Origin of the sequence: Bacteroides sp. AM41-16, from assembly GCF_003603495.1 — a bacterium.
In the GTDB taxonomy this organism is placed as follows: Bacteria; Bacteroidota; Bacteroidia; order Bacteroidales; family Bacteroidaceae; genus Bacteroides; species Bacteroides uniformis.
This window is the reverse complement of the sequence record NZ_QTNE01000016.1, coordinates 98,854-121,350: the sequence shown is the minus strand read 5'-3', so window position 1 is coordinate 121,350 and position 22,497 is coordinate 98,854. Positions and strand designations below refer to the sequence as shown.

At 42.7% G+C, this 22,497-nt stretch carries 22 protein-coding genes; 8 read left to right on the top strand and 14 right to left on the bottom strand.

The window, feature by feature from the left end; genetic code table 11:
* Positions 1-10: 10 nt before the first annotated feature.
* Genes DW896_RS14400 through DW896_RS14360 form a run of 9 tightly spaced genes read right to left on the bottom strand, consistent with a single transcriptional unit; the run spans position 11 to position 9,387 of the window.
* Positions 11-946, bottom strand: coding sequence for an alpha-1,2-fucosyltransferase (locus DW896_RS14400; protein WP_119993388.1), 936 nt, complete (start codon positions 944-946; stop codon positions 11-13).
* A gap of 4 nt (positions 947-950) precedes the next feature.
* A complete protein-coding gene (locus DW896_RS14395) occupies positions 951-1,925 on the bottom strand; it encodes a glycosyltransferase (RefSeq protein ID WP_005825925.1) in 975 nt (324 codons plus the stop codon).
* A 15-nt stretch (positions 1,926-1,940) separates the two neighbouring features.
* Complete coding sequence (locus DW896_RS14390; protein WP_005825928.1) at positions 1,941-3,080, bottom strand: glycosyltransferase; 1,140 nt, start codon at positions 3,078-3,080, stop codon at positions 1,941-1,943.
* An 11-nt stretch (positions 3,081-3,091) separates the two neighbouring features.
* Positions 3,092-3,967 carry a glycosyltransferase gene (locus tag DW896_RS14385; RefSeq protein WP_005825931.1) on the bottom strand — a complete coding sequence of 292 codons (876 nt, stop codon included), beginning with the start codon at positions 3,965-3,967 and terminating at the stop codon, positions 3,092-3,094.
* A 12-nt stretch (positions 3,968-3,979) separates the two neighbouring features.
* Entirely contained in the window at positions 3,980-5,263 is a 1,284-nt protein-coding gene (locus DW896_RS14380) for a glycosyltransferase family 4 protein (protein ID WP_009037392.1), read from the bottom strand.
* Complete coding sequence (locus tag DW896_RS14375; protein ID WP_050756848.1) at positions 5,263-6,207, bottom strand: glycosyltransferase family 2 protein; 945 nt, start codon at positions 6,205-6,207, stop codon at positions 5,263-5,265. The genes DW896_RS14380 and DW896_RS14375 overlap by 1 nt, the downstream gene beginning before the upstream one ends.
* Positions 6,204-7,280, bottom strand: coding sequence for a glycoside hydrolase family 99-like domain-containing protein (locus DW896_RS14370; protein WP_009037394.1), 1,077 nt, complete (start codon positions 7,278-7,280; stop codon positions 6,204-6,206). Before DW896_RS14370 ends, DW896_RS14375 begins: the two co-directional genes overlap by 4 nt.
* A 19-nt stretch (positions 7,281-7,299) precedes the next feature.
* Positions 7,300-8,310 carry a glycosyltransferase gene (locus tag DW896_RS14365; RefSeq protein ID WP_009037395.1) on the bottom strand — a complete coding sequence of 337 codons (1,011 nt, stop codon included), beginning with the start codon at positions 8,308-8,310 and terminating at the stop codon, positions 7,300-7,302.
* 12 nt (positions 8,311-8,322) lie between these two features.
* Positions 8,323-9,387: a CDP-glycerol glycerophosphotransferase family protein gene (locus DW896_RS14360; protein ID WP_035447680.1), complete on the bottom strand. Its 1,065-nt coding sequence runs from the start codon at positions 9,385-9,387 to the stop codon at positions 8,323-8,325.
* Positions 9,388-9,648: 261 nt separating this feature from the next.
* On the opposite strand from DW896_RS14360, the gene DW896_RS14355 reads away from it, so the two are divergent.
* From DW896_RS14355 to hldE, 5 genes are all read left to right on the top strand, one after another.
* Entirely contained in the window at positions 9,649-11,463 is a 1,815-nt protein-coding gene (locus DW896_RS14355; protein ID WP_005825948.1) for an LTA synthase family protein, read from the top strand.
* 83 nt (positions 11,464-11,546) lie between these two features.
* Positions 11,547-12,296, top strand: a complete 750-nt coding sequence (locus DW896_RS14350) for a lipopolysaccharide kinase InaA family protein (protein ID WP_009037398.1) — start codon at positions 11,547-11,549, stop codon at positions 12,294-12,296.
* Between the two features lie 36 nt (positions 12,297-12,332).
* Complete coding sequence (gene gmhA / locus DW896_RS14345; RefSeq protein WP_119993385.1) at positions 12,333-12,914, top strand: D-sedoheptulose 7-phosphate isomerase; 582 nt, start codon at positions 12,333-12,335, stop codon at positions 12,912-12,914.
* Entirely contained in the window at positions 12,907-13,395 is a 489-nt protein-coding gene (locus DW896_RS14340; protein ID WP_016272073.1) for a D-glycero-beta-D-manno-heptose 1,7-bisphosphate 7-phosphatase, read from the top strand. The genes gmhA and DW896_RS14340 overlap by 8 nt, the downstream gene beginning before the upstream one ends.
* Positions 13,392-14,822, top strand: coding sequence for a bifunctional D-glycero-beta-D-manno-heptose-7-phosphate kinase/D-glycero-beta-D-manno-heptose 1-phosphate adenylyltransferase HldE (gene hldE / locus DW896_RS14335; RefSeq protein ID WP_119993383.1), 1,431 nt, complete (start codon positions 13,392-13,394; stop codon positions 14,820-14,822). Before DW896_RS14340 ends, hldE begins: the two co-directional genes overlap by 4 nt.
* Here the strand turns inward: hldE and DW896_RS14330 are convergent.
* The gene (locus tag DW896_RS14330) at positions 14,803-15,801 is read right to left on the bottom strand and encodes a glycosyltransferase family 9 protein (RefSeq protein ID WP_008662059.1); all 999 of its coding nucleotides are present in this window, start codon (positions 15,799-15,801) and stop codon (positions 14,803-14,805) included. The two genes, hldE and DW896_RS14330, sit on opposite strands and share 20 nt — an antisense overlap.
* Before the next feature lie 308 nt (positions 15,802-16,109).
* Between DW896_RS14330 and DW896_RS14325 the strand changes: the two genes are divergently transcribed.
* Positions 16,110-17,027, top strand: a complete 918-nt coding sequence (locus DW896_RS14325) for a glycosyltransferase family 2 protein (RefSeq protein WP_005825959.1) — start codon at positions 16,110-16,112, stop codon at positions 17,025-17,027.
* A 21-nt stretch (positions 17,028-17,048) separates the two neighbouring features.
* Here the strand turns inward: DW896_RS14325 and DW896_RS14320 are convergent, their stop codons facing one another.
* From DW896_RS14320 to DW896_RS14305, 4 genes are read right to left on the bottom strand one after another with little or no spacing between them, the layout of a single operon-like run.
* A complete protein-coding gene (locus DW896_RS14320) occupies positions 17,049-17,876 on the bottom strand; it encodes a phosphorylcholine transferase LicD (protein ID WP_005833794.1) in 828 nt (275 codons plus the stop codon).
* A gap of 17 nt (positions 17,877-17,893) precedes the next feature.
* Positions 17,894-18,625 carry an NTP transferase domain-containing protein gene (locus DW896_RS14315; RefSeq protein ID WP_005825963.1) on the bottom strand — a complete coding sequence of 244 codons (732 nt, stop codon included), beginning with the start codon at positions 18,623-18,625 and terminating at the stop codon, positions 17,894-17,896.
* Positions 18,622-19,659 carry a histidinol-phosphate transaminase gene (locus tag DW896_RS14310; RefSeq protein WP_008662064.1) on the bottom strand — a complete coding sequence of 346 codons (1,038 nt, stop codon included), beginning with the start codon at positions 19,657-19,659 and terminating at the stop codon, positions 18,622-18,624. Before DW896_RS14310 ends, DW896_RS14315 begins: the two co-directional genes overlap by 4 nt.
* A gap of 3 nt (positions 19,660-19,662) precedes the next feature.
* Positions 19,663-20,808: a glycosyltransferase family 1 protein gene (locus tag DW896_RS14305; protein WP_057097427.1), complete on the bottom strand. Its 1,146-nt coding sequence runs from the start codon at positions 20,806-20,808 to the stop codon at positions 19,663-19,665.
* Positions 20,809-21,175: 367 nt separating this feature from the next.
* On the opposite strand from DW896_RS14305, the gene DW896_RS14300 reads away from it, so the two are divergent.
* Both DW896_RS14300 and pdxB read left to right on the top strand, forming a co-directional pair.
* Positions 21,176-21,391: a hypothetical protein gene (locus DW896_RS14300; RefSeq protein WP_229076106.1), complete on the top strand. Its 216-nt coding sequence runs from the start codon at positions 21,176-21,178 to the stop codon at positions 21,389-21,391.
* A gap of 46 nt (positions 21,392-21,437) precedes the next feature.
* Positions 21,438-22,481: a 4-phosphoerythronate dehydrogenase PdxB gene (pdxB, locus tag DW896_RS14295; protein ID WP_119993381.1), complete on the top strand. Its 1,044-nt coding sequence runs from the start codon at positions 21,438-21,440 to the stop codon at positions 22,479-22,481.
* Positions 22,482-22,497 lie beyond the last annotated feature (16 nt).

Genomic DNA, 22,497 nt, shown 5'->3' with positions numbered 1-22,497 from the left:
AGTTAATACTTTATTCCTTGCTGACACAGTTTAATTTACATCCTCTGGCATTTTGAAGTAATTCTTTCCATGGATATTCCACTTCATCATTACAAAGCACCACCATTTTCTCTGAATTATCTCCTAAAAGAGCACCATATTTACCTAAAGTCCCTTTACTGGTAATCTGATGCTTGCAACGAGCTATCAGAAACAAGTCCATATACCCCTTATCAGAACCGTTTATATCAACAATCTTACAATTACCTTCCGTAAGATAAAGTTGCGGAATAAGTTCATCCCTCACCCAATCCGGCTCATCTGAAAAGAAATAGAAGAAAGAAGACATATCCCTATCCTGCATATAAGTCACTGCCGACTTGAAATACTCCAATGAAGCAGGTTTGCCGTAAGCCGGAATTTCTACTTTCAAGTCCCCACGCCTTACGTGAACAGCTACGGAACAAGGACGTGAATCAATCTCTGAATACAGCAATTTATTCTGTGCATCCAGCACCTCGGGCATTACTCTAAAAAGCGACCGGAATACCGGAAGCCAAATATCAGCCGGAACATGATAATAACCACCTAAATAGACCGGAGGCTTCTTTTGTAGAAAAGAGAAGTCATCCTGCCTACCATAAGTATTATTACCCAAATTAAAATATTTCTTCTTATAGACAGACAAAGCCAGTTTAGAAGCGGACTTCACTTTTAAGTAAGGAAAAGCCTTCAACAAATCGAAGTTACGTACAAACTGGTAATCCATATCTGTTCCCCACTCTTCATAGAAAGACAAATCATAGAGCACTTTATGTCCTCCATTTTCAAAAATTCTACCCAGCAGATATTGGTGCATCTGAGAACAAACTCCGCCATCCATAAGTACTATCACTTGAGGGGCTATCAGTCTATGTTTTACAGCCTTTCTATACAGGCTTTTCTTCCACCTTTCTATGATTTTCATTTCTCTATAATTTATTTTTCCAATTATAATAATACAGTCTCCAATATCCCAACAACGATGATAACCTATAAGTAGTAACTATCTTCTTCTCACGGCGTGACAGTAATTTCCAAAATTCCGGATAATCCCCAAGCCCTATCATCAACCGATTCATTTCTTTATTAACATCCTTTACCTTTTTCCAATGGAGCCGCGCTTGAGTATTCTTTATATGGAACAAAGCTAATTCTCTTGCAAATTCCTCATGCAATCCGTTCCGTTCTATATAGTCATCAAACCAGCGCACATAAACATTGAAATCAAGATATGCTCTCTCTCCCAAATCGTGAGATACCGAAGAGGAATAAACATAATAATCAAGAATCGGAGTATTTATAGAAACAACTTTTCCCGAACGAACTAAAATCTGCGTAGACAAAGCAACATCTTCTCCAAACGAGATGCCGAGCCTTTCAATCCCCTCATCATATAAAGAACGTAAATGAAACTTGGTCCACATAGCCCAATATGCCCTTGAACAGAGGATACATTTTAAATATTCAATCCCGGACATTTGTTCAAACTCCATGCTGTCCGATTCCTTTCTTCCGCCATCTTCACAAAAAAAGAAAGGAGCAACAACAACATCGGCTTGAGTCTCCTCAGCACGGTTCACCAAACATCCTATCGCATTGCTCATCAAAACATCATCACAATCCAAATACTGTATATATTTCCCCCGTGCCCGATTCACACCTATTCTTCTCGCTTCGGATATTCCTCCATTCTGTTTGCTTATAACAATAATACGACAATCCAACTTTACATAATTTTCTATAATGACCGGAGTATTATCCATACTTCCATCATTGACCACGATGATCTCTATATTCTTGTAGGATTGGGACATAGCACTTTGAAGGCATCTCTCTAAATATTTCTCACCATTATAGACACAAATTATAATAGAGACTAAGGGAGAAAGGGTATCGTTCATCATATTTACAATTACATTCTACAAGCCCAACAAAGTACAGAAACTTGATGCAAAGTTATCAATACCATACTTTTCCTCTATTGCAATGGAATCGATGTTTTTGGAGAGCATTTTTCTAACGTTTTCATCCCGCAATATTTCTATCTTTTCTGCTAATTCCGCAATATTTCCTTTCTGGTAAAGGAGCCCATTCACTCCATCCTCAATGCGTTCCGGATTTGCCCCCACATCAGAAAGGATTAATGGCAACCCGCATTTCTGAGCTTCTACAGCAACCCTACCAAAAGTTTCAAAAGTGGAACAAACCAACACAACGTCAGCCAAAGCATAATAAGAAACCACCTGTTGCGTGTAAGAGACAATTTTTACATTGTTATCCAGACCATTATCTTGAATATATTTTTGGCATTTGGGCATAAAGCCAACATCCGGGCCAACCAGATAACAAAGAATATCCTTCCCTTCAGCCACTATTCTCTTTACCGCCTGCAAAAGTTCCATCTGTCCCTTATTAGAGTCAAAAGCGCCGACCAACAAGATAGTATACCGCGTATGTCTATCACATTTCACATCCACTCCAACCGTCATCGGCAATTCTACAGCTTGGGTGATGCTGCTTATTTTTGCGCTTGTCATCACCTTTTGATAATGAAACTCTGCATATCTGGAAGTTACCAATATCTTATTTGATAATTTATCAATCGCTCTAAAGATAAAACGAAATTCAAAAACAGGATTAAGATTCAGCCAAGTCACATCAGGTATCTCATGGATAAACCAACAGTGCTTTATCCCTAACATCTTACATGATATTGCCAAATGAGGAAAAACCACAGTATTTGTCATTCCATAGTCCGGCTTTATCCTTCTCAAGTAACGGGTTAATTTAATGGAATACTTCGATAGTTTACGAATATAAGAAAGCTTCTCTCTCGTGCCGATATCCATGTCCTTACCTACAAGCCACCATTCCATTTGTAAGAACCTATAGCCATCAATATAAGGGGAGCAGGCATCAAGCAAATCTCCCGGACCAGGAAGAACCATATAGAGTTGCCAATCAGGGTGAATATGCTTAAGCCCCCGCAATAGATCCAATAAACATCTTTGTGCTCCTCCGGCACAATCACTAACATGTGATAAAAAAACCAATTTCATAGCAACCACAATTAGCTTACAAGATATTTGTACACATATTTAATACAGTGCTGTAAATGTTTCCATGAATAAGGGTAAGCTAAAAAGTCCTTCAGCACCACCTTCGCCTCAGGATATCCCGCTTTCAATAACTTACGCAAAAAGACACTGAAGGTATATTCTTCCTGCTTCCTCATTTCTTTTTCTCCCAATTCAAATCCCTCTATTTTCATTGGAAGCATCTTATTCCACTTCAATTTGTGCATTTTAATCGTATCTTGATACCAACTTTGATTAAAATTCCCTTGTGAAGAATGCTCTATCAAGACCTCAGAAGAACAACATACATAATTTTTATAACAACGATCCGCAGCTATTTGCAATGTAAAATCCAAGTCATAACAATGGAAACCCGTCAACAATTCCTCATCAAAAGGATATTTAGCCCATACATCCTTACGCACAAACATGGCAAAGCCATCCAATACCAGCACTTCCTTAAAAGGATGCTCCATAGTAACCGATGCTACACGAAATTGGGTTTCAGTTCCAACGCTCTGATAATAGAATATAACATCCCACTTATACACATCTCCCCATCCCGAATAGCATTTCAATTTCACCTTACTACCGGCAAAACCTATCACCCCACAATCCGGTTCCTTAAGTTTCTTCTCAATGCACTTTCCCCAGCCTACCGAATGAAACTTTACATCCTCATGGACAAAAAACAGAAAGGGATAATGTGCCCGAGAAGCTCCCTCATTATACGCACGCGCTATCGGCCATTGTTTTTCACGATTATCAATAGCAATGATTTCATAATCAACACCAATAGTATCATGAATATTCCGGGTTACTTGCTCCAAACGTTCGGGAGATACCGAACAAATTATGATTGAAAGCATAATCTGATGCTATTAGTTTGTATTATTTTGCAATATCTCATCATAAACAGCCAGTCTTCTCTCCAACATTTCCTGAGGATTATAAAGTTCACGCAAACGCTTCAATGCTTGCGTCGCCAGCCTGACTTGCAATTTTTTATCCGCTTCCAAACGAATGACTGCTGCTGCAAAATCAGTTGCGCTATCAGCAATCAAACACTCTTCATTGTGACGTAGGTCAATTCCCTCAACTCCTTTTGTCGTAGTTACAAAAGAAGCCATAGAGGAAACCGCATCCAATATTTTCATCCTCATACCACTACCAATACGAATTGGCACCAGAACGATGCTCCCATTCAAGTATTCCCGCAAATCCTCCACATAACCCACTAACTCCATTTCCGGACATACTGCCTGAAGACTTTTCACGTAACGGCTCTTCCATGTCCCAATCACTTGAAAAACAAATTTAAAACCCTGAACACGCAAACAAGGGGCTACTTCATGACAAAACCAATCTACTGCATCCTGGTTCGGGTAATGATTTTCACTTCCAACAAATGTCAGACGAACAGAGGCCGGCTTCACAATTCTGTCATAAGCAGACTCTATCTGTACCACTGCCGGAGAAACATAAATATTGCATTCTTGTCCAACCAAGTCTGCCAACAATAAACGGTCAATATCCGTCAATGCAATTACATGCTTATATTGACGTAAAGCGGCTTTCTCCATATCCTTAGCAATGCCATAGAGCATCTTGTCTTCATCTGTTACATGAGTAAGGCATTCCATTTCATTTTCATTACGTATATACCTCAGTTCATGATGCACAAACACTGTTTGTACATCTTTAGGCAATAGATACCCCAATGTTATCAATGGATAGAACTCAACCTGAATAATATCAAATCCACGACGTGAGATGTCAGACACATACTCTACGTATGCCTTGGGAAAAGGTTTAAAACAAGAATTCTTCAACGTCATATTCTTATACGGACGCTCTTGCTGAAAAGAATACAGTTGCCGTTGCATCTTGCGGGAAATGGATTCAGACATCTTTTTTAACCAACGGTAATATCGGGGGCAACGAGTCTTAGGTTCTGCATCTTCTTCCCTAAAAAGATAGAAATCAACATTTGTCCATAAAGCCCTTAAACTTTCGACATCATTCATCTCCTTATTTTCCGGAGAAAGCAACAAAGACACAGACATTTTGTGCCGGATATATTCCACCATATTGAAAAAGGCCTGATTACCTCCAGCAGTCAACGGATAAGGCACACAAGGAAGTATAAAAAGAATTTTCTTCATTATCTCTTTCGATTTCTAAGTTTCAACTTACACATGCGGAATGCCACACTTAATGATACAGAAGGGCAAATATACCATAAACTACGACAAATACCCATAAGATCATGTAATTTATAACGATCTTGCAAACTATAATGCAATATCGTATGGGCATATTTCTTTATCGCATGCTGTAGTTTTCTATCTTGAAGTCTGTCCGAGTAAAAAACTGAAACCCATTTTATAAATTGCCTTGTAGCTGCTATCTTCTCTTCATCATAATTGAAGGAACAACTTATATTCTCGCCCATCACATTTCGCCAACAAACCGGCTTACCAGGCAAAGGAATCATTCCACCTGCATTTTCACCTATGCTTGTCCACGTTGCATCGTCTGAACACCACGCCAATGGAAACTTCACAAAACCGCCTATCCGTTCATATATATCACGAGTAAAAACATATTCACAAGCAGCCGAATAAATTCTTCCTTCCAATTTATCCAACAAAAACTGATAGCCCGAAACCGGATATTCCTGCAATGAAGGATTTTTATGTATTATCTTGCCATTTTCATCTATCACAGCAAGGGGAAAACGGAACATCCCATGCCTCGTACCATAGCATTCTAATGCTTTTATAATACGCTCTACCCCGTCCTGCGGCATCAAATCATCATCTGAAAAGAACCAAATAACCGGTTCTTTTGCAAGTGCTATACAACGGTCCCAATGCCCCGGCAAATCCACTCCACCCAGATTAGTATCAAAACGTCGATAGACAATATTCATTTTATCCGCATAATCAGAAACAATTTCCTTCAGATTCTGAGGACTTGCATCATCACCTATGTAAACAGTAAAACTTCGACAAGTCTGTACGACAATAGAATCCAATGTCTGCCGGAGGAAGCGGCACTTATATGCCGGTATAACAATTGCTATCTTTTCTTCCATAGAAATCATCCCTCTACAACATTCTTTTTTATCACTTCCAGATAACGTTTTCCATAATGTAAATCCGGTTCCAGATAGTTCCCTTCAGCCCACTCATTCCATGATTTTACAAATGCAAGCCGATGGTCTAAAGGCTTATTCTCAATGCGCTTTATCGCTTCTTTCAGATGTCGGGCAAAATAAGAAGGTTCAGCGTGATTCAAGACCAACGATTTACCACGGGAACGTGGAGAATGATCCCAGTTAGGAATAATGGTAGGTATAATATTCTCTTCATATTCTTCATCACCCACAAAGAAAGAACTGGCCTTCTTATACTCCACAACCTTAGGAATACGAAATATTTTATGTTTCCATTTCGCATATTTATAAGTCAGAGCAGCTTTCTTCTCAAAGTCAAACAAGCGTACAACATTAATAGCATCAAACCCCATTTTCATAAGTCTCTCTTTTTCTTCTTTCAAATGATAGGTTTGTCCTATGAAATAAACCCCCTTCAAGCCATTCTGCACAGCTAAAGTACGCCAGAGTTCAATGAACTCTTTCATCTCCGGATGATCCAAAGGATGATAAACCATAAACAACGGTTTCCCATCCACTGTAATATAACGATGGTCTTTAAAAGCAGGTAATACCTCGTGGAAATGAGCTATATAATCTTGTTCTCCCGGATAAAGCTGATTTATCAAAGTATCTTTGCTCTTTATGCCGTGATAAAAGCCCCTCCATGACTCATTAGCCCAAGCCAGACAAAAAGGAAAATCCGGTTCATCAGAAGACAATACTTCATTAAACGGGCGCTCTAAGAGTCTCTTTCCATTTCCAAACCAATAATGCCAGTAACAAAAGCCTTCGATACCATATTCTTTTGCCATGTCAGCTTGCGCCTTACGTGTTTCCGGCACTCGCAAATCATAATATCCCAAATCTGCCGGTACCTTAGGCTGATAATGTCCTGGAAACAATGGACGTGCCTTTCCTACATTAGTCCATTCCGTAAAACCTTTCATCCACCATCTGTCGTTTTCTGGTATTGGATGAAATTGAGGTAGATAAAAAGCTATAACCCTTGCTTTATTCATTATTGAGATTCAATTAAAGTTATAATGTTTGGAATTTATACCGTTTAGATTTGAAGAATGTCCTCACTAAACGGTAAATACATCTATAAACCTTTAGATGACAATACATCATACGGCGCTTAAATATATGCATAACACCCAATTGCGGCCACGACACATTATCAAACTCCTGCATTCTGGCTAATACATCATTGATAACATCATCTATCAAAGAAGATTGAGGAAGCATCATCAAATGGTCAATCAAATGAATTCCCCGTTCATGTACACAATAAGGAGCTTTATCCCATATTTCTTTTTCTCGCACAAATTTCACTTGTTCATAGACAGTTTGAAAGAGCAGATATTCCTTTTCGTAATTGTACAATTTACCTTGAGTAGTACTTCCTTCACGTTTCAAATAATGATATTTAGGACAGTCTTGCATAACGACTTTCTGCGTTTTATAAAATATCTGATAAGAAACTGCAATATCTTCAAAAACTCTATTTACCGGAAAATATATTCCAGCAAATAATTGACGCTTATACAACTTATCCCACATATAATTTCTTATACGCTTATCTTCTACCAATGTTCGGATAGCTTCTTCACGAGAAAAGCTGGAGAATTGCCCAGAAGAGTGCTTCACTCTGGTCTTTACGGCAGTTTCTATATAATGCGAGCAAATGGATATATCCGCCCCATTCGCTTTCAGTAAGTGATACAAGAATTCGTACATATCCGGCTCAATCCAGTCATCGCTATCCACGAAACCAAGGAATTCACCTTGAGCTACCGCCAAACCTCTATTCCTGGCTGCACTCTGACCTGCATTCGTCTGGTGGATAACCTTTATCCGTCCATCCCTTTGGGCAAATAAATCACAAAGCTCTCCCGAACCATCGGAAGAGCCGTCGTCAATCAATATTATTTCCAGATTCTTATAAGTCTGCACGCAAATGGATTGCAGGCATTTCTCCAGATAATCCTTTACATTATAGACCGGTACAATAATACTTATAAGAGGTAATGCTTCAGTGTTCTTCATAAGCCGCAACAGTTACCATAACCGCAAAGTGGCCATCAACGGATAACCCACCCGCCATCGCAATTTAAACTTACGTACCAGATTCCAGGGCTTGGTTCTGGTCTTACCTTGAAAATACCAGATGTAGTTGTTTACGGCATCCAGTACCCGTGAAGAGGACTCACCGTCCAGATGGGCTTCATGCTTGTGCACATAAGCACGCATCCGTTCCATCAGTTCCGCCGGACGGGAAATCGCCTTTTCTATCGCTCCCTCTACAGCATCCGTGTCAGTGACATTCAGCAAATGAGCTCCCGGCATGGTGTTGCAATAGGTCACAACCGGTTTGTCCAACATCATTGCCTCAACAATCACAGACGAAGCATCGGACAACAGCACATCCGCACTGTTCAGCAGCTTGGCATCGACAAGTCCGCTCTCGTGGAAAGTAATGTTGGGACAGGATGCAGCCAGTTCCTTGTATTTCTTGAGGACTTCCATATCCGAGAATTTCGGATGGAACGAAATAATCCAATCCCAATCCTTCTCGTGCACCAGTCTCTTGATGGTATCAAACAGATGAGGGGCGGAAGTTATATTCTTTGTAAATGTAGAAGAGTACAAGACTACCGGACGTGCATTATGAGGAGTGTGCGCACGTTCTTTCACGAAAGTATCCGCCTTGCACCAGCCCGTTTCGTATACCTTGAAGAAGCCGTATTTCCTCTCAAGTTCCTTGAAAGGAAGAGTGCTCGTTTCTCCTTGCGTGCAATAGACATCGAACCATCCGCGGACAGAAAAATGGTCGTCCTTTTCATCGCCACGCTTATTGATGGGGTAGCCATGAAAAAGGGAAACTTTCACTCCCGGGAAGAAATCATAAATATAGTTGCCCGGCGCAAACACGGCAATAGGCTGATAATCCATCACTTCCTGAACAGATTGAAGCCACCTCTCATCTTGATCCAACAGAACCGGGCAGTCTGGTTCAACAAACCATGCGACCTCATCCCCTCTACGCCTGATTTCGTCCTGAAGCGGGCGAAGTATAGGATAGGAATAGGCTACCGAAACGAAAAATAAATAATGCTTCTTCATACACTCAAAATATCACGGCAACGACACAATCGTCACCTCAAATTACCAATAGAACAATAAAATCCAGCCCTTAGTTTGTAACAGTTTTGCTTTCTTTGCTTTAAACGTCTGCAAAGTAAATACAAGAATTCTGCATATACTGCATCAATCCGGAAAAAAAAATGACTTTTATCAACTTTTCTCCAAAAGTTGCTGTTTATGAAGCTTTTTCTTCTCTAAAATATCTATCTTTGCACCCCAATATTTTAAAAATACTATTTTATGAGAAGAAATCTTTTTCATTGCTCCAACAGCCAACAAGGGGCAACAGATAAAGTGACTCTTTTGTTCGGAATCACCATTTTTTTCAAATTCCTGCTATTCGATTTCATCTGGAGCATACCCACCACATTCGCTTCATTCTCTACCATCGAATTTTATGCAACCAAAATAATAGCCACCCTCGTACTTCTCGTCCCCTATAAGTTCTTCCGGCTCTGGAAAACAGAGATAGTCATCATGCTTTTGCTGGATATACTACTGATTGTCAACCTGATGTATTTCCGCACCTACTATACTGCCATCCCACTTAACAGCTATGGACTTTCTGGAAACCTCGCCGATTTCACCGGAAGCGTTTACGACTCCTTCCGCTGGTACGACATCTTCTTCCCTCTATCTACCATTGCCAGTATCCCCCTTTATTGGCATTACAAAAGAAATACCGCCGGAAGAACATCATACAAGTATTACGGAGGAGCTTTGGGAATCGGTATCCTGCTGTTTGCCATCACCACCCTGGCCAAAGGAGGATTCAAGGAAGCATACAACACCGTCCGCCAGAAAGCCTATCTGTGTGCAAGCACCACTTCCATGTATACCGTCTTCGGAAGCCTATGCTATGACCTCATCAACCAGAAGCAGGAGGCCACCCCACAGATACAGCAAGAGATAAAGGAGTGGCTGAGCCAGAAACCCGGACATCACCCTTTGGCCGGACGTATCGGAATCCGCAACAACTGCATCGTCATCCTGGCAGAATCTTTGGAAAGCTGGGTACTCGAAAGGGAAGTGGAAAGGCAAGAGATTACTCCATATCTCAACAAACTGCTGCAAGACTCCACCACCTTATACGCTCCCCACGTACTGACGCAAGTGAAAGGAGGACGTTCCATTGATGCACAGCTGTTGCTTTGCGCCGGTATGCTGCCTATCAACAGCGGCACATACAGCAGCCAATATCCTGACCACACCTACGGAACCCTGCAAAAAGCCATGCATCAGCAGAAGAACTCGCGCAACTACCTCCTGACCATTGATAAAGTATCGACCTGGAACCAAGGCGTCATAGCCTACAGTTTCGGGACCGACACCATCATTGCTTATCATGACTTTGAACTGACAGAGGCCTTTGGCACGCACAAACGTACCGGAGACGGCTCCTTCCTGGCGCAATGCAGCCAAAAAATAGAGAAGGGGGAAATCTGGAAGAAGGGGGAGAATGTTTACATGCAGCTGGTGACCTACTCCGGCCATGCTCCCTTCAAATTGCCTGAAGAATTGAAAGAGATTCATTTCTCTCCGGCCATTCCACAGAAAATGAATGACTATATGACCACTGCACGCTATACGGACAAGGCGATAGGAAAATTCGTGGAGTACTTGAAAACACTCCCACAATACGACGAGACCCTTATCGTCATCACCGGTGACCACGAAGGACTGGCTACCTACCGTGAAGAATTGTGCAACGCCCCCGGTGGCAAGGGTATCGTATCCGACAAGACATTCACCCCTTTCATCATAGTAAACTCTCCGGTAGGCATGCGTTATGATAAAGTGATGGGACAAATCGATATGTACCCCACCTTACTGAACCTGCTCCAACTGGATGATTACTACTGGAGCGGATTGGGCCAAAGCATCCTCGACCCATGCAAGAAAGGATTCGCCATCAGCCCCCAAATGGAGGTGGTAGGTGAAGAGCCCACCCCGGCAGAAGCCGAGTTCGCTAAAAAAGCATACGATATTTCCGACCAGATGATACATTTTGATTATCTTTGCTCAAAAGCGAAGATAGGCGGCACCTCAAAATAAAAAATGAACAAGTTCATTTTGTTCTGCTTTCGGTTTGCACTATCTTTGCACCGTTCAAAAGAAGTAAAATGTAAATAAAAGCAATGAAGGTACATATTCATCCGCACTATGCCGCCTACGAGAGTTATATCCGAGCCATCCCATCGGAAGAATATGAACGGGAAGAGGTTTATTGTAACCGAAGGAACACAGTCGAAAGAGTGCGGTTCGGAGATAAGGACTTCGTAATCAAGAAATACAAAAGACCTGCCCTCATAAACTGCCTCATTTACACTTGGTTCCGCAAAAGCAAAGCGCAGCGCGCCTTTGAATATGCAGAACTTTTTCTGCAACGGGGAATAGAGACCGCCCCTCCGGTAGCTTATATAGAAATCAAAAAGAATGGTTTCTTCCACACCGGATACTTTATTTCCGAATACCTCCCCTACCCGCTTGTTACGGATATGTTCGGTACGGAAATGGAGGAAGAAGAGAAAAAACGGCTAAGACATGACCTCGTAGACTTCACTCTCCAATTACATCTGAACAAGGTCTTGCCACTGGACTATAATCCCAAGAATATATTTTACCGGAAGACAGACGGCAAATATCACTTCGCCCTCATTGACATCAACCGCCTGAAGCTCGGTAAAGTACCCGGTATCAGAATGTCCATGAATGCCTTCAGCCAACTGGGTATTCCCGCCGATGACTTCATGAAAATAATACCTCTATATGCCGAGCAAAGAGGATTCGATATTGAAGAATGCATATTCTTCACTCTCTTCAGCAGACTGAAATGGAGAAAGCAAAGACAATTTAAAAATTTCGTCAAAAGCAAGCTTCATTTCTGAAATGTCGTATCTTTGTACCAACGAGATTAGAAAATTATGCAAGATTATATCATCCAGTCCATCCAAGAAGGTATCAGGCTCAAAGAAAATATCCTGAACAACCGGCAAATGCTTACCGACATCGAAACCGTCGGCAATCTGATAGTACAAGCCCTTCGACAAGGGCACAAAGTCTTGCTTTGCGGTAACGGCGGCAGTGCAGCCGATGCCCAGCATATCGCTGCCGAACTCGTCGGACGTTTCGTGACCGAACGGGAAGGCCTGCCCGCCATCGCCATGACAACCGACACTTCCATCCTGACCGCAGTCAGCAATGATTATGGCTTCGAACGCGTTTTCGAACGGCAGACGGCAGCCTTGGGAACGAAAGGTGATATTCTGATAGGCCTTTCTACCAGCGGCAACTCTCCCAACGTAGAGCATGCCTTGCAGAAGGCACAATCTATGGGCATCACCACCATAGGGCTCCTGGGAAGGGATGGAGGAAGGTGCAAGGAACTTTGCAATTACCCGTTGATTATACAGCACGCCGAATCTGCCAGGATTCAAGAAGTGCACATTACCATCGGACATATCTTGTGCGGCATCGTTGACAATAAACTGTTCTCCCATGAATAAAGCGATTTTTCTTGATCGGGACGGTACCATCAATGTTGATTTCGGCTACGTTTATAAGACCCAAGAGCTTGAATTATTGCCCGGTGTAGCCGAAGCACTCCGCATTTTTCAGGAATTGGGTTATCTGCTGATTGTCATCACGAACCAATCCGGTATTGGACGTGGCTACTTTACGCTGGAGGACGCCGAACAGTTCAACCGGGCACTCGCCCAAGAGCTGGAAAAACATGGAGTTATACTGAACGATTTCTATACTTGCCCTCACGCTCCGGAAGAACATTGCGAATGCCGTAAGCCTTCTCCTTTCATGGTGACGGAAGCGATGAAGAAATATGAAATCGACCCATCCCAATCCTATATGTTCGGAGATAAGAAATCGGATACGGAATGCGGCGAAAGAAGTGGTGTCAAGTCCTTCCGGGTCACCTCTGAGCATTCACTTCTATATTGGGCCAACCAATTAAAAAACAACCTATTATGAATACAGAATTAAACAGTATAAAGGGAAAGAAGGTACTCGTTATCGGAGACGTGATGCTGGATACTTACCATATAGGGGACGTGAAAAGGATTTCTCCCGAAGCCCCCGTACCAGTGGTCCGTGTCACCCGTACCTACAATGTATTGGGAGGAGCGGCCAATGTTGCAAGAAATCTGTTGGGACTGGGTTGCTCGCCGTATGTCGTCAGCCTGCTTGGCAACGACCACAACGGAAACACAATGCAGGAGATGTTCGCTGATTTGGGTATCAGAAACGAACTGTTTCATACAGAACACCCAACCATCACCAAAACCCGCGTAATAGGCAACAGCCAGCAAGTAGTACGGCTGGACTTTGAAACAGAAAATGAATGCCTGAACGAAGAGACTGAGCAGAAATTGCTGGATGCCGTGAAGCGTGCACTCCCCGAAGTGGACATTGTCGTGATTTCGGATTATGGCAAGGGAGTATGCAATGATACAGTATGCCAGCAGGTTATATCCGCCTCTGCCGGGCAAGGGAAGAAGGTCATTATAGACCCCAAAGGGACAAATTGGGAGAAATACCGTTCCGCAACCATCATCACCCCCAATCTGAAAGAACTTTCAGCCGTTTCGGGAATGGATGTGAGAAATGAGGATAAAGAAATACATAACGCGGCAAACCGGATACTGAAGGAGTATAACCTTACTTCTCTATTAGTGACACGTTCCGAAAAAGGTATGTCATATATAGCTCCGGAAGCCTCACAAGACATTCCTACCGAAGCAAGGGAAGTATATGACGTTTCAGGTGCAGGCGATACTGTCGTGGCAACTTTAGCAGCTGCGCTGGCAGCCGGTATCCCTATTGCAGATGCCATTTATCTTGCCAATAAAGCGGCCGGCATTGTAGTCGGGAAAATAGGCACCAGCCCCATTCTGTTCAAAGAGTTGCAGGACGAGCTACAAATCGGGAAACCGGCCAGCAAACTTATTCCTATTCCCCAACTTGCAGATACTATAAAACAACTGCGTGCGCAGGAGCGCAAAATCATATTCACAAACGGCTGCTTCGACATTCTGCACAAAGGACACGTGTGCTATCTGGAAAAGGCCAAAAGACTGGGGGACGTACTTATCGTAGGATTGAATTCGGACAGCTCAGTAAAACGTCTGAAAGGGGAATCGCGCCCCATCAATGATGAAAGCGCCCGCTCCACAGTCCTGGCAGCCTTGGAAGCAGTGGACTACGTAGTGATTTTTACGGAAGACACCCCGCTGAACCTCATCAGGACAGTAGCGCCGGACGTGTTGGTAAAAGGTGGCGACTATGCCATAGAAAACATTGTAGGCAGGGAGTACGCCCAAGAAACAGTAACTATCCCCTTCGTAGACGGTTATTCCACTACAAAGACGATAGGCGCCATCAACCAAGAGAAGCAATAATCTTTTCAGCGACTTGTTGGGGGGTAATATCCACCATACACTTCTGATAAACAGCTAGCCTGCATTTACCCCGTCCGTCTTTGGTGCACGGACGGCAAGGCAGGGCTGTTTCGAGTATTTCCACCGTAGGTCCCGTAGGGAAACCGAAGGCCGTAGGTCCCATCAAGGCAAAAGCAGGAACACGGAACAAATCAGCGGCATGCATAAAACCCGTATCAGCGCTGATTACCAGATTGGAACGCAACACTATGTAAGAAGACTCCATCAATGAGGTTTGTCCCGCAAGGTTAACTACCCGTTCCGGTGCAGCACTTCTGATTTCCTCACAGAAAGTATCCTTCGGACCAGCCAGAATAACAAATTTATACTCAGGAAGAAGGGCAACCAATTCTTTCCAATAGGAAACGGGCCAGCGTTTCATTTCCCAGTTGGCAGACGGCACCAGCGTAATCATATCTTTGGTTACAAAGTTCTCATACTTGCTACGTATTTCATCCGGGAAATGCCAGTCGTGATAGTTGTCCGGAAAATGCGTAATTCCCCATTTCTTCAATGGTTTCTGAAAAGACACCATCCCCCTGAAAGGCTTGTCGAAATGGTTGATTCCCAGTTTGAACAACAAAAAGCGTTTGCCTCTCTCTTTGCTCCGCAGAGCAACGTAAGGTTTCACAAAAGGCAATGGAGACACTATCAGCTTCAATATGTTGGAACGGATATTACTATGAGCGTCATAAATGTAGTCGAAATGCTCTTTTCTCAAATCAGCCGCCATTTTCAACAACCCGGCAAGTCCGGTCTCCTTGTCAAACGCCCAGATTTTATCAATCCTGCCATCCATCGACAAGGTCCCCACCATATCTTTCCGGGTAATCCAATGAATTTCCACATCTGCAAACCGTTCACGTATTCCACCGATAATTCCCATACACTGGATAATATCCCCTATCGAACTGAAACGGATAATTAAGAATTTGGTCATAACAAATTTATTAGAATTGCTGATTCGGCACAAAAGTAATAACTTAATTCAAGTTTCGCAAATAGCGATATAGGCTAATCATACAATATAGAACATCAGCCTACACAAAACACAAACATAAAAATTCAATCCAAGTCCAAACTATTGTCTACAAGAAATCTAGAGGTATTATATATCACTCATAAAACAGTATATTTCACACCAATATTGTTTTTGCATATTATAAAATATAAATGTTTTCAAGTAATTATAATCAAAAACTCCATTTATATAAATATCTTTGTACTTATTTTCTCAATTAGCAAAAGATGACAGCTATAAAATCTCAAAACAGATTATTTTCAATCGTTATACCTACATGGAATAACCTTGCTTTCCTAAAACTATGCATACAAAGTATCCAAAGAAACTCTTACTACAATCACCAAATCATTGTACACGTAAACGATGGAAGTGACGGAACCTTAGAGTGGATAAAAAAAGCAGGTATTGATTACACACATTCTGAGCAGAATATCGGAGTATGTTTTGCTATGAATATGATGCGCACTAAAGTCAAAACTGATTATATTCTATTTTTGAATGATGATATGTATGTACTCCCTTTTTGGGACAAGGTTCTCTATGACGAAATAGAAAAACTGTCTGACAATTATTTCTTTCTTTCAGCTACATCAATACAACCACATACACAAAGCGCATCAACCATCTTAGCCAATTATGGAGACAGTATCGAAACTTTTCAAGAAGATAAATTACTGAAAGAATACATGAACTACAAAATAAACGACTGGATGGGAGCTACCATTCCTCCCAATATCGTACACCGGGACATTTGGGATTTAGTAGGCGGTTATAGTATAGAATACTCACCCGGAATGTACAGCGACCCAGATTTCACCGCAAAATTATATATGTGTGGAGTCAGATTCATGAAAGGGCTACAAGCCAGTCGCATCTATCATTTTGAAACAAAATCAACTACCCGCATACGCAAGAATTGTGGTCAAATGCAATTTCTATTAAAATGGGGCATGACTTCATCCACATTCCGCAAAGTTTTCACTTACAAAGGAAAAGATTTCAAATCCCAAAAGATAGGAACTTTCAAAACAGGAAATAGATTCAAAATAAGCCTAATACGCGGCCGCCTAAAAGCCATATTTTATTTATTAACCAAAGATTTCGGTCCCTTATGGAAATTTTGGAAAAAAACATTTGTCTAACATTTCCCTAAAAGAGCAAAATTATAAAATAGAATTGGAACTTTCTTGTGAAGAATAGGGCTTATCCAAATCCAAATAGTGGAAATTATGCTGTCTCTGCCCGCTTTGTTTCGGTATAACCATGTAGTCTCCATATTTTCGGGTCAGATAGGCGTCATAATCTTGTACTCCCCACACTGTTTCGCCCTCAAACGAAACGGGAGTCGGAGCTCCCAGCTCTGCCTTGGGCATAATACCGCGCATACCGTCGTCATAATCACAGACTAAAGAAGACTTGTCAAAGTCATAGGTGGTCATCACATTTCTGATACTCCTCTGTACGCCGGCAGTAGTAAAAAGTCTCCGGCACAGCAGCGGCAACCATGAGCCGGGACCTTTTCCATGTTTATAAGGGTCGCGGTAGATAAAATAGAGCACCCGCTTGTAAAATTCATACCGGGCAAAATGAATCCTCTGTTTCAGGTTGCTTTGCGGTACACCGTCCAATGGAAATACGTCCAAGTAGATACCTCCCAAGTATTTCAAATGCATACGCTCGATAAGAGTCGTATCCGCATCTTGTATCTTGGCAAAAGGTAATGGATAATTCGGATCATTTTCTGCGCAGACAGCCTCATAAGGCTTGGGAAGCCATTCCTTGGAATGAGACATCAACAAATCATAATCAGCCCTCGGCATACCGATATCCAAATCATCGTCCCAAGGGATAAATCCCTTATGACGGACTGCACCAAGCATAGTACCGGCCATTATATAATAGCGCAAACCATGTTCTTTACAAACTTTATCCACAGCAAGCAATATCTTCAAAATACGAAGCTGCAAAGGACGTATATCATAATCTGCCATAAAAATCAGCCCATTAATTAATAAAGTTGTGAAGGAATCAACCGCTGTGCTTGTTCAAAGTCATTCACCGTATCAAGCTCCACAGAAAAATATTCGGTAGTGTCAAGCGCATAGAAAGAGTGTCCTTGCGGTATGAGACGCTCAAAAGCACGTTCATAGAAGATATTATCCAAACCTTCTTTGGTAATCATAACCTCCAATTCCCGGAAAAGCGCTTCTGTATAAGCGGCAGACATCTTCTCGATGCCAATAGACTCGCCAATAGCTCGGGATATGGAGCACGTCTTACTGATTTCCAACACCTTGCCATCATTGTCCGCTATTACCTTGATTTCCTCTTCCCCCAATGTATGATGGTTCAGAGCCAACGCATCCGCTTGACCATATCCAAGCAACTTGGCTACAATCTGCGGGTCAAAAAGGATATCGCTGTCCAGCAACAGAATGTCCTCTTTATCTACATAAGGCCGTGTAAGCCATAAAGAGTAGATATTATTGGTAGAAGCATATTTCTCATTATAGATAAACGTAACCTCCAATGCCGGATAATGAGCTTCCAGAAAGTTCACAATCTGCTGCTGTCTATAACCGGTGACAATGACAAACTCCCGAAAGCCATTCTGCAGCAATGCATCAAAGGCTCTTTGCAGCAAACAACGCTCTCCAACTTTCAACAGACATTTTGGAGTGGTATCAGTCAACGGACGCAAACGCGAAGCTATCCCTGCAGCCAATATAACCGCTTTCATTGTAATGCAATTTTTTTAATGGTGTCAATGACAATACGGTTCTGTTCAGGACGCCCCAAGGTAATACGCAAATGGGTATTGATGTCTGGTTCATTCATGAACTTCACCTTATAATCCTCGTCGGCAAAAGCTTTCTGTAAGCGTTCTTTCAAGACAATCGGATATTTTATAAGGACAAAGTTCGCCACCGACTCATATACCTTGAAACCAGGCAACGTCCCTATCTCCGCTTCAAAGCAGGCGCGACTCTCATTCATCAGCCGTGCTATATTCCGGTAATGCGCATCCGATTTCAGTGCGGCAATAGCAATATCCTCAGAGATACGGTTATAACCCAGATATTTGTTGCTGTATTTGCCAAAGTTGGCCAACTCCTTACTCATAAATCCAAAACCCATGCGCAATCCGGGCAATCCGTAGAACTTGGAAAGCGTGCGTGAAATAATCAGGTTGGGATATTTATCAACCAGCATCTTAATATAGTCCGTATCAGTAGATACGAAAGAGGCATAGGCTTCGTCCACCAAAACGATGGTTGTTACGGGCAACTCAGCCAACAAAGCGTCCAATTCTGCAGGGGTCAGACCGTTACCGGTGGGATTATTGGGCGAAGCGATTAATAAGACCTTGGGATTCTCACGCTGTACCATCTCTTTCATGGCAGCGAAATCATATTTAAAGGTATTGCCATCCTCATACAATGGATACTGCAACGTATGCCCGTCCACTTCATCAGCAATGGATTTATAGTACCACCACGAGAATTTAGGAATGAGCATCGTCTTGTTCCCATCCTCTTGGGTCAGGAAATAGTGGACTGCTTGTTTCAATATATCTTCTCCACCATAACCCAACAGTACCTGCGGTTCATCAATTCCGTAAGATTCAGATAGATAAACAGACAGAATACTCTTCTTGCCTTCGTCGTAGATACGGGTATAGAAACAGAGTTTGTTTATATCAAAATTCTTCAGAGCCTCCACCACCTCTTGCGAAGGTGCGTAGTTAAACTCATTGCGGTCCAAATAATTCATATCTTAGGTTTCTTTTGTTAATACTTTCCGATAACACTCCATCGTCTCACGCGCCATCTGCTCCTCCGTGAAACGCTGTGCCCACTTCAGCCCCTCCTCAATCATGGTGGCACGCAAAGAAGGCTCTTGTGTACGGGCAATCGCCGCTGCCAATCCCTCCACATCGTGGGGACTCACATACAATGAATGCTCCCCCCCCGCTTCTTCAAGACAAGAGCCGGTTGCTGCAACCACCGGAATGCCGGAATGCAAAGCCTCAAGAATAGGGATGCCAAAACCTTCGTAAACGGATGGGTATACAAAAGTCTCGGCCGACTGATAAATGGCAGGTAAATCGTCCGAAGGGATACCATGCAGAAAATGTACTCTGTCTTGCAATCCGGCTTTTGTCATAAACTCTTTCAGCTGATGGATATAGGCTGTGGGTCTCCCTACCAGAACAAAATGCAGTTCATCGGGCAGATACTCCAAAGCCTTCACAATGGCCAGCGCATTTTTACGCTCCTCAATGGTGCCCACCGACAAGATATAGCGTTCGGGCAACCGATAACTCCGCATCACCTCCTTGCGCTTATCCTTACCGACACGACAGGCATACAGAGAACTACACCCTTGGTAAATAACGGAAATTTTATCCGCAGGAATTCCATAATAATGTATGATGTCACGCTTGGTACACTCACTCACAGCAATGATGTGGTCTGCATGCTTGCATGCATAGCGGCATTTGTAGTTATAAATCAAGCGGTCGACCAACGAAAAACAATGTGAAAGTCTCAGGAAAATAAGGTCGTGAACAGTCACCACACTCTTTACTTCCCGTACCCGATGGATGGTCAGGGGAAGTTCGTTACTCAATCCGTGGAACAGCTGTATGTTGTCCCGTTTCAAAGTCCTGCGTATACCTCCCACGCGCCACAACGAAGTCATTCCTCTCCAGAGCCAATAAGATGGATAATGTACCGATACCGTTCCCCGGCTTTCGGCCACCATCGACGAGAGTTGCTGATTTTCACGGTGTACCGGAGCATACAACCAATACTCGTTTTCCGGAGCAAAGGCTGACAATGACTGCACCACATACCGGCTGTAATTGCCCAATCCCGTAAAATTCTGCACAGCCCGTTTTCCGTCGTATCCTATTCTCATCTCTAAAAAGTTTCAGCTGCAAATGTACAAGATAATCCTCATATAGCAGTCTATTTCGCTTTCCTTTTTTGACAAAAACACAAATTCACCTATAAAACATAAGATAGAGATGAGCAATCACTTGCTGTCTGTTACAAAAACCAAGTACGGAATCGGGCACATCCCCATTGTTCAATCCGTACTGGCCCATTGTTTTATCCTTCAAACACCTTATCTCCTTCCCGAAAACTACTTTATTCATCATCGGCCCACTGTTATGAACCAATTCAACCACACTAGTGAGCTATTTAGTTCACTCAAGTGAACATTACGGCTCACTAACGTGGGCTGCTGAAGAATCCAAAAGTAAAACGAAAGAATGAAAAGGATGCAACAGAAGAAAGAAGGATGCGGAACGGAAGAAAACACGGGTGAGAGCAAAATTTACCCTCACCCTTTTCGATTGCTCTCACCCACCCCTGCAATGCCGATGAATAGGGAAGTTGAAGAAAAGAGTGAGAGCGGTGAGGGCAGAAATGCAAACTTAAAAACGGAAAGAATCAAATTATTTTCCGGGCATTACTTAGCCACTTTGGCGGATTAGTCGTATCTTCGCACGATGGAAAATCGTCGAAAAGAACAGCAGCATTATGAGAGTCATTGTTGACAACAAGATACCTTTTATTAAGGAAGCCATCGAAAAAATAGCCGACAGCGTGATTTATACTCCTGGCAGAGACTTCACTCCGGAGTTGGTAAAAGATGCCGATGCACTGATTATACGTACCCGCACTCACTGCAACAAGGAACTGCTGGAAGGCAGTAAAGTCCGCTTCATTGCCACCGCCACCATAGGCTTCGACCATATAGATACGGAATATTGCCGTGAAGCAGGCATCGCTTGGACCAATGCCCCCGGATGCAATTCAGCATCCGTAGCTCAATACGTGCAATCAGCCTTACTATTATTGCAACAGCTCAAAAGAGTACAACTGTCCGAATTGACATTAGGCATCATCGGCGTAGGCAATGTGGGTAGCAAAATAGCCCAAGTAGGGCAAGAACTGGGCATGCGTGTCCTGAAGAATGACCTGCCCCGGCAAGACAAGGAAGGAGAAGGCGATTTCAGTTCCTTGGAAGCACTCGCAGCAGAATGTGATATCCTCACCTTCCACGTACCTTTATATAAGGAAGGGCCATACAAAACATTCCATTTGGCAGACCATACTTTCTTCCGGTCATTAAAACGCTGTCCCGTCATTATCAATACCTCACGTGGAGAGGTGATTGAAACCAATGCGCTCCTGAATGCCTTAGAAGACGGACTGATTTCCGATGCCATCATTGATGTATGGGAGAACGAGCCTGATATCAATCTTACCTTATTAAATAGGGTGTTCCTTGGAACTCCCCATATAGCCGGTTATTCAGCCGACGGAAAAGCCAATGCCACCCGTATGTCCCTGGATGCCCTTTGCCGTTTCTTTCACATCAAAGCCGACTACCGCATCGCTCCCCCCCAACCCCGGAACCCGATTATTACCGCCGACAGCCTGGCAGAAGCATATCTGCAAATGTATGACCCGAGAAGGGACAGCGAAACACTGAAAACACATCCCGAACAATTTGAAAAATTGCGGGGAGACTACCCGCTACGAAGAGAAAAAGATGCTTACACTTATATCCCAAAGTAGCACATACATTTAGAGA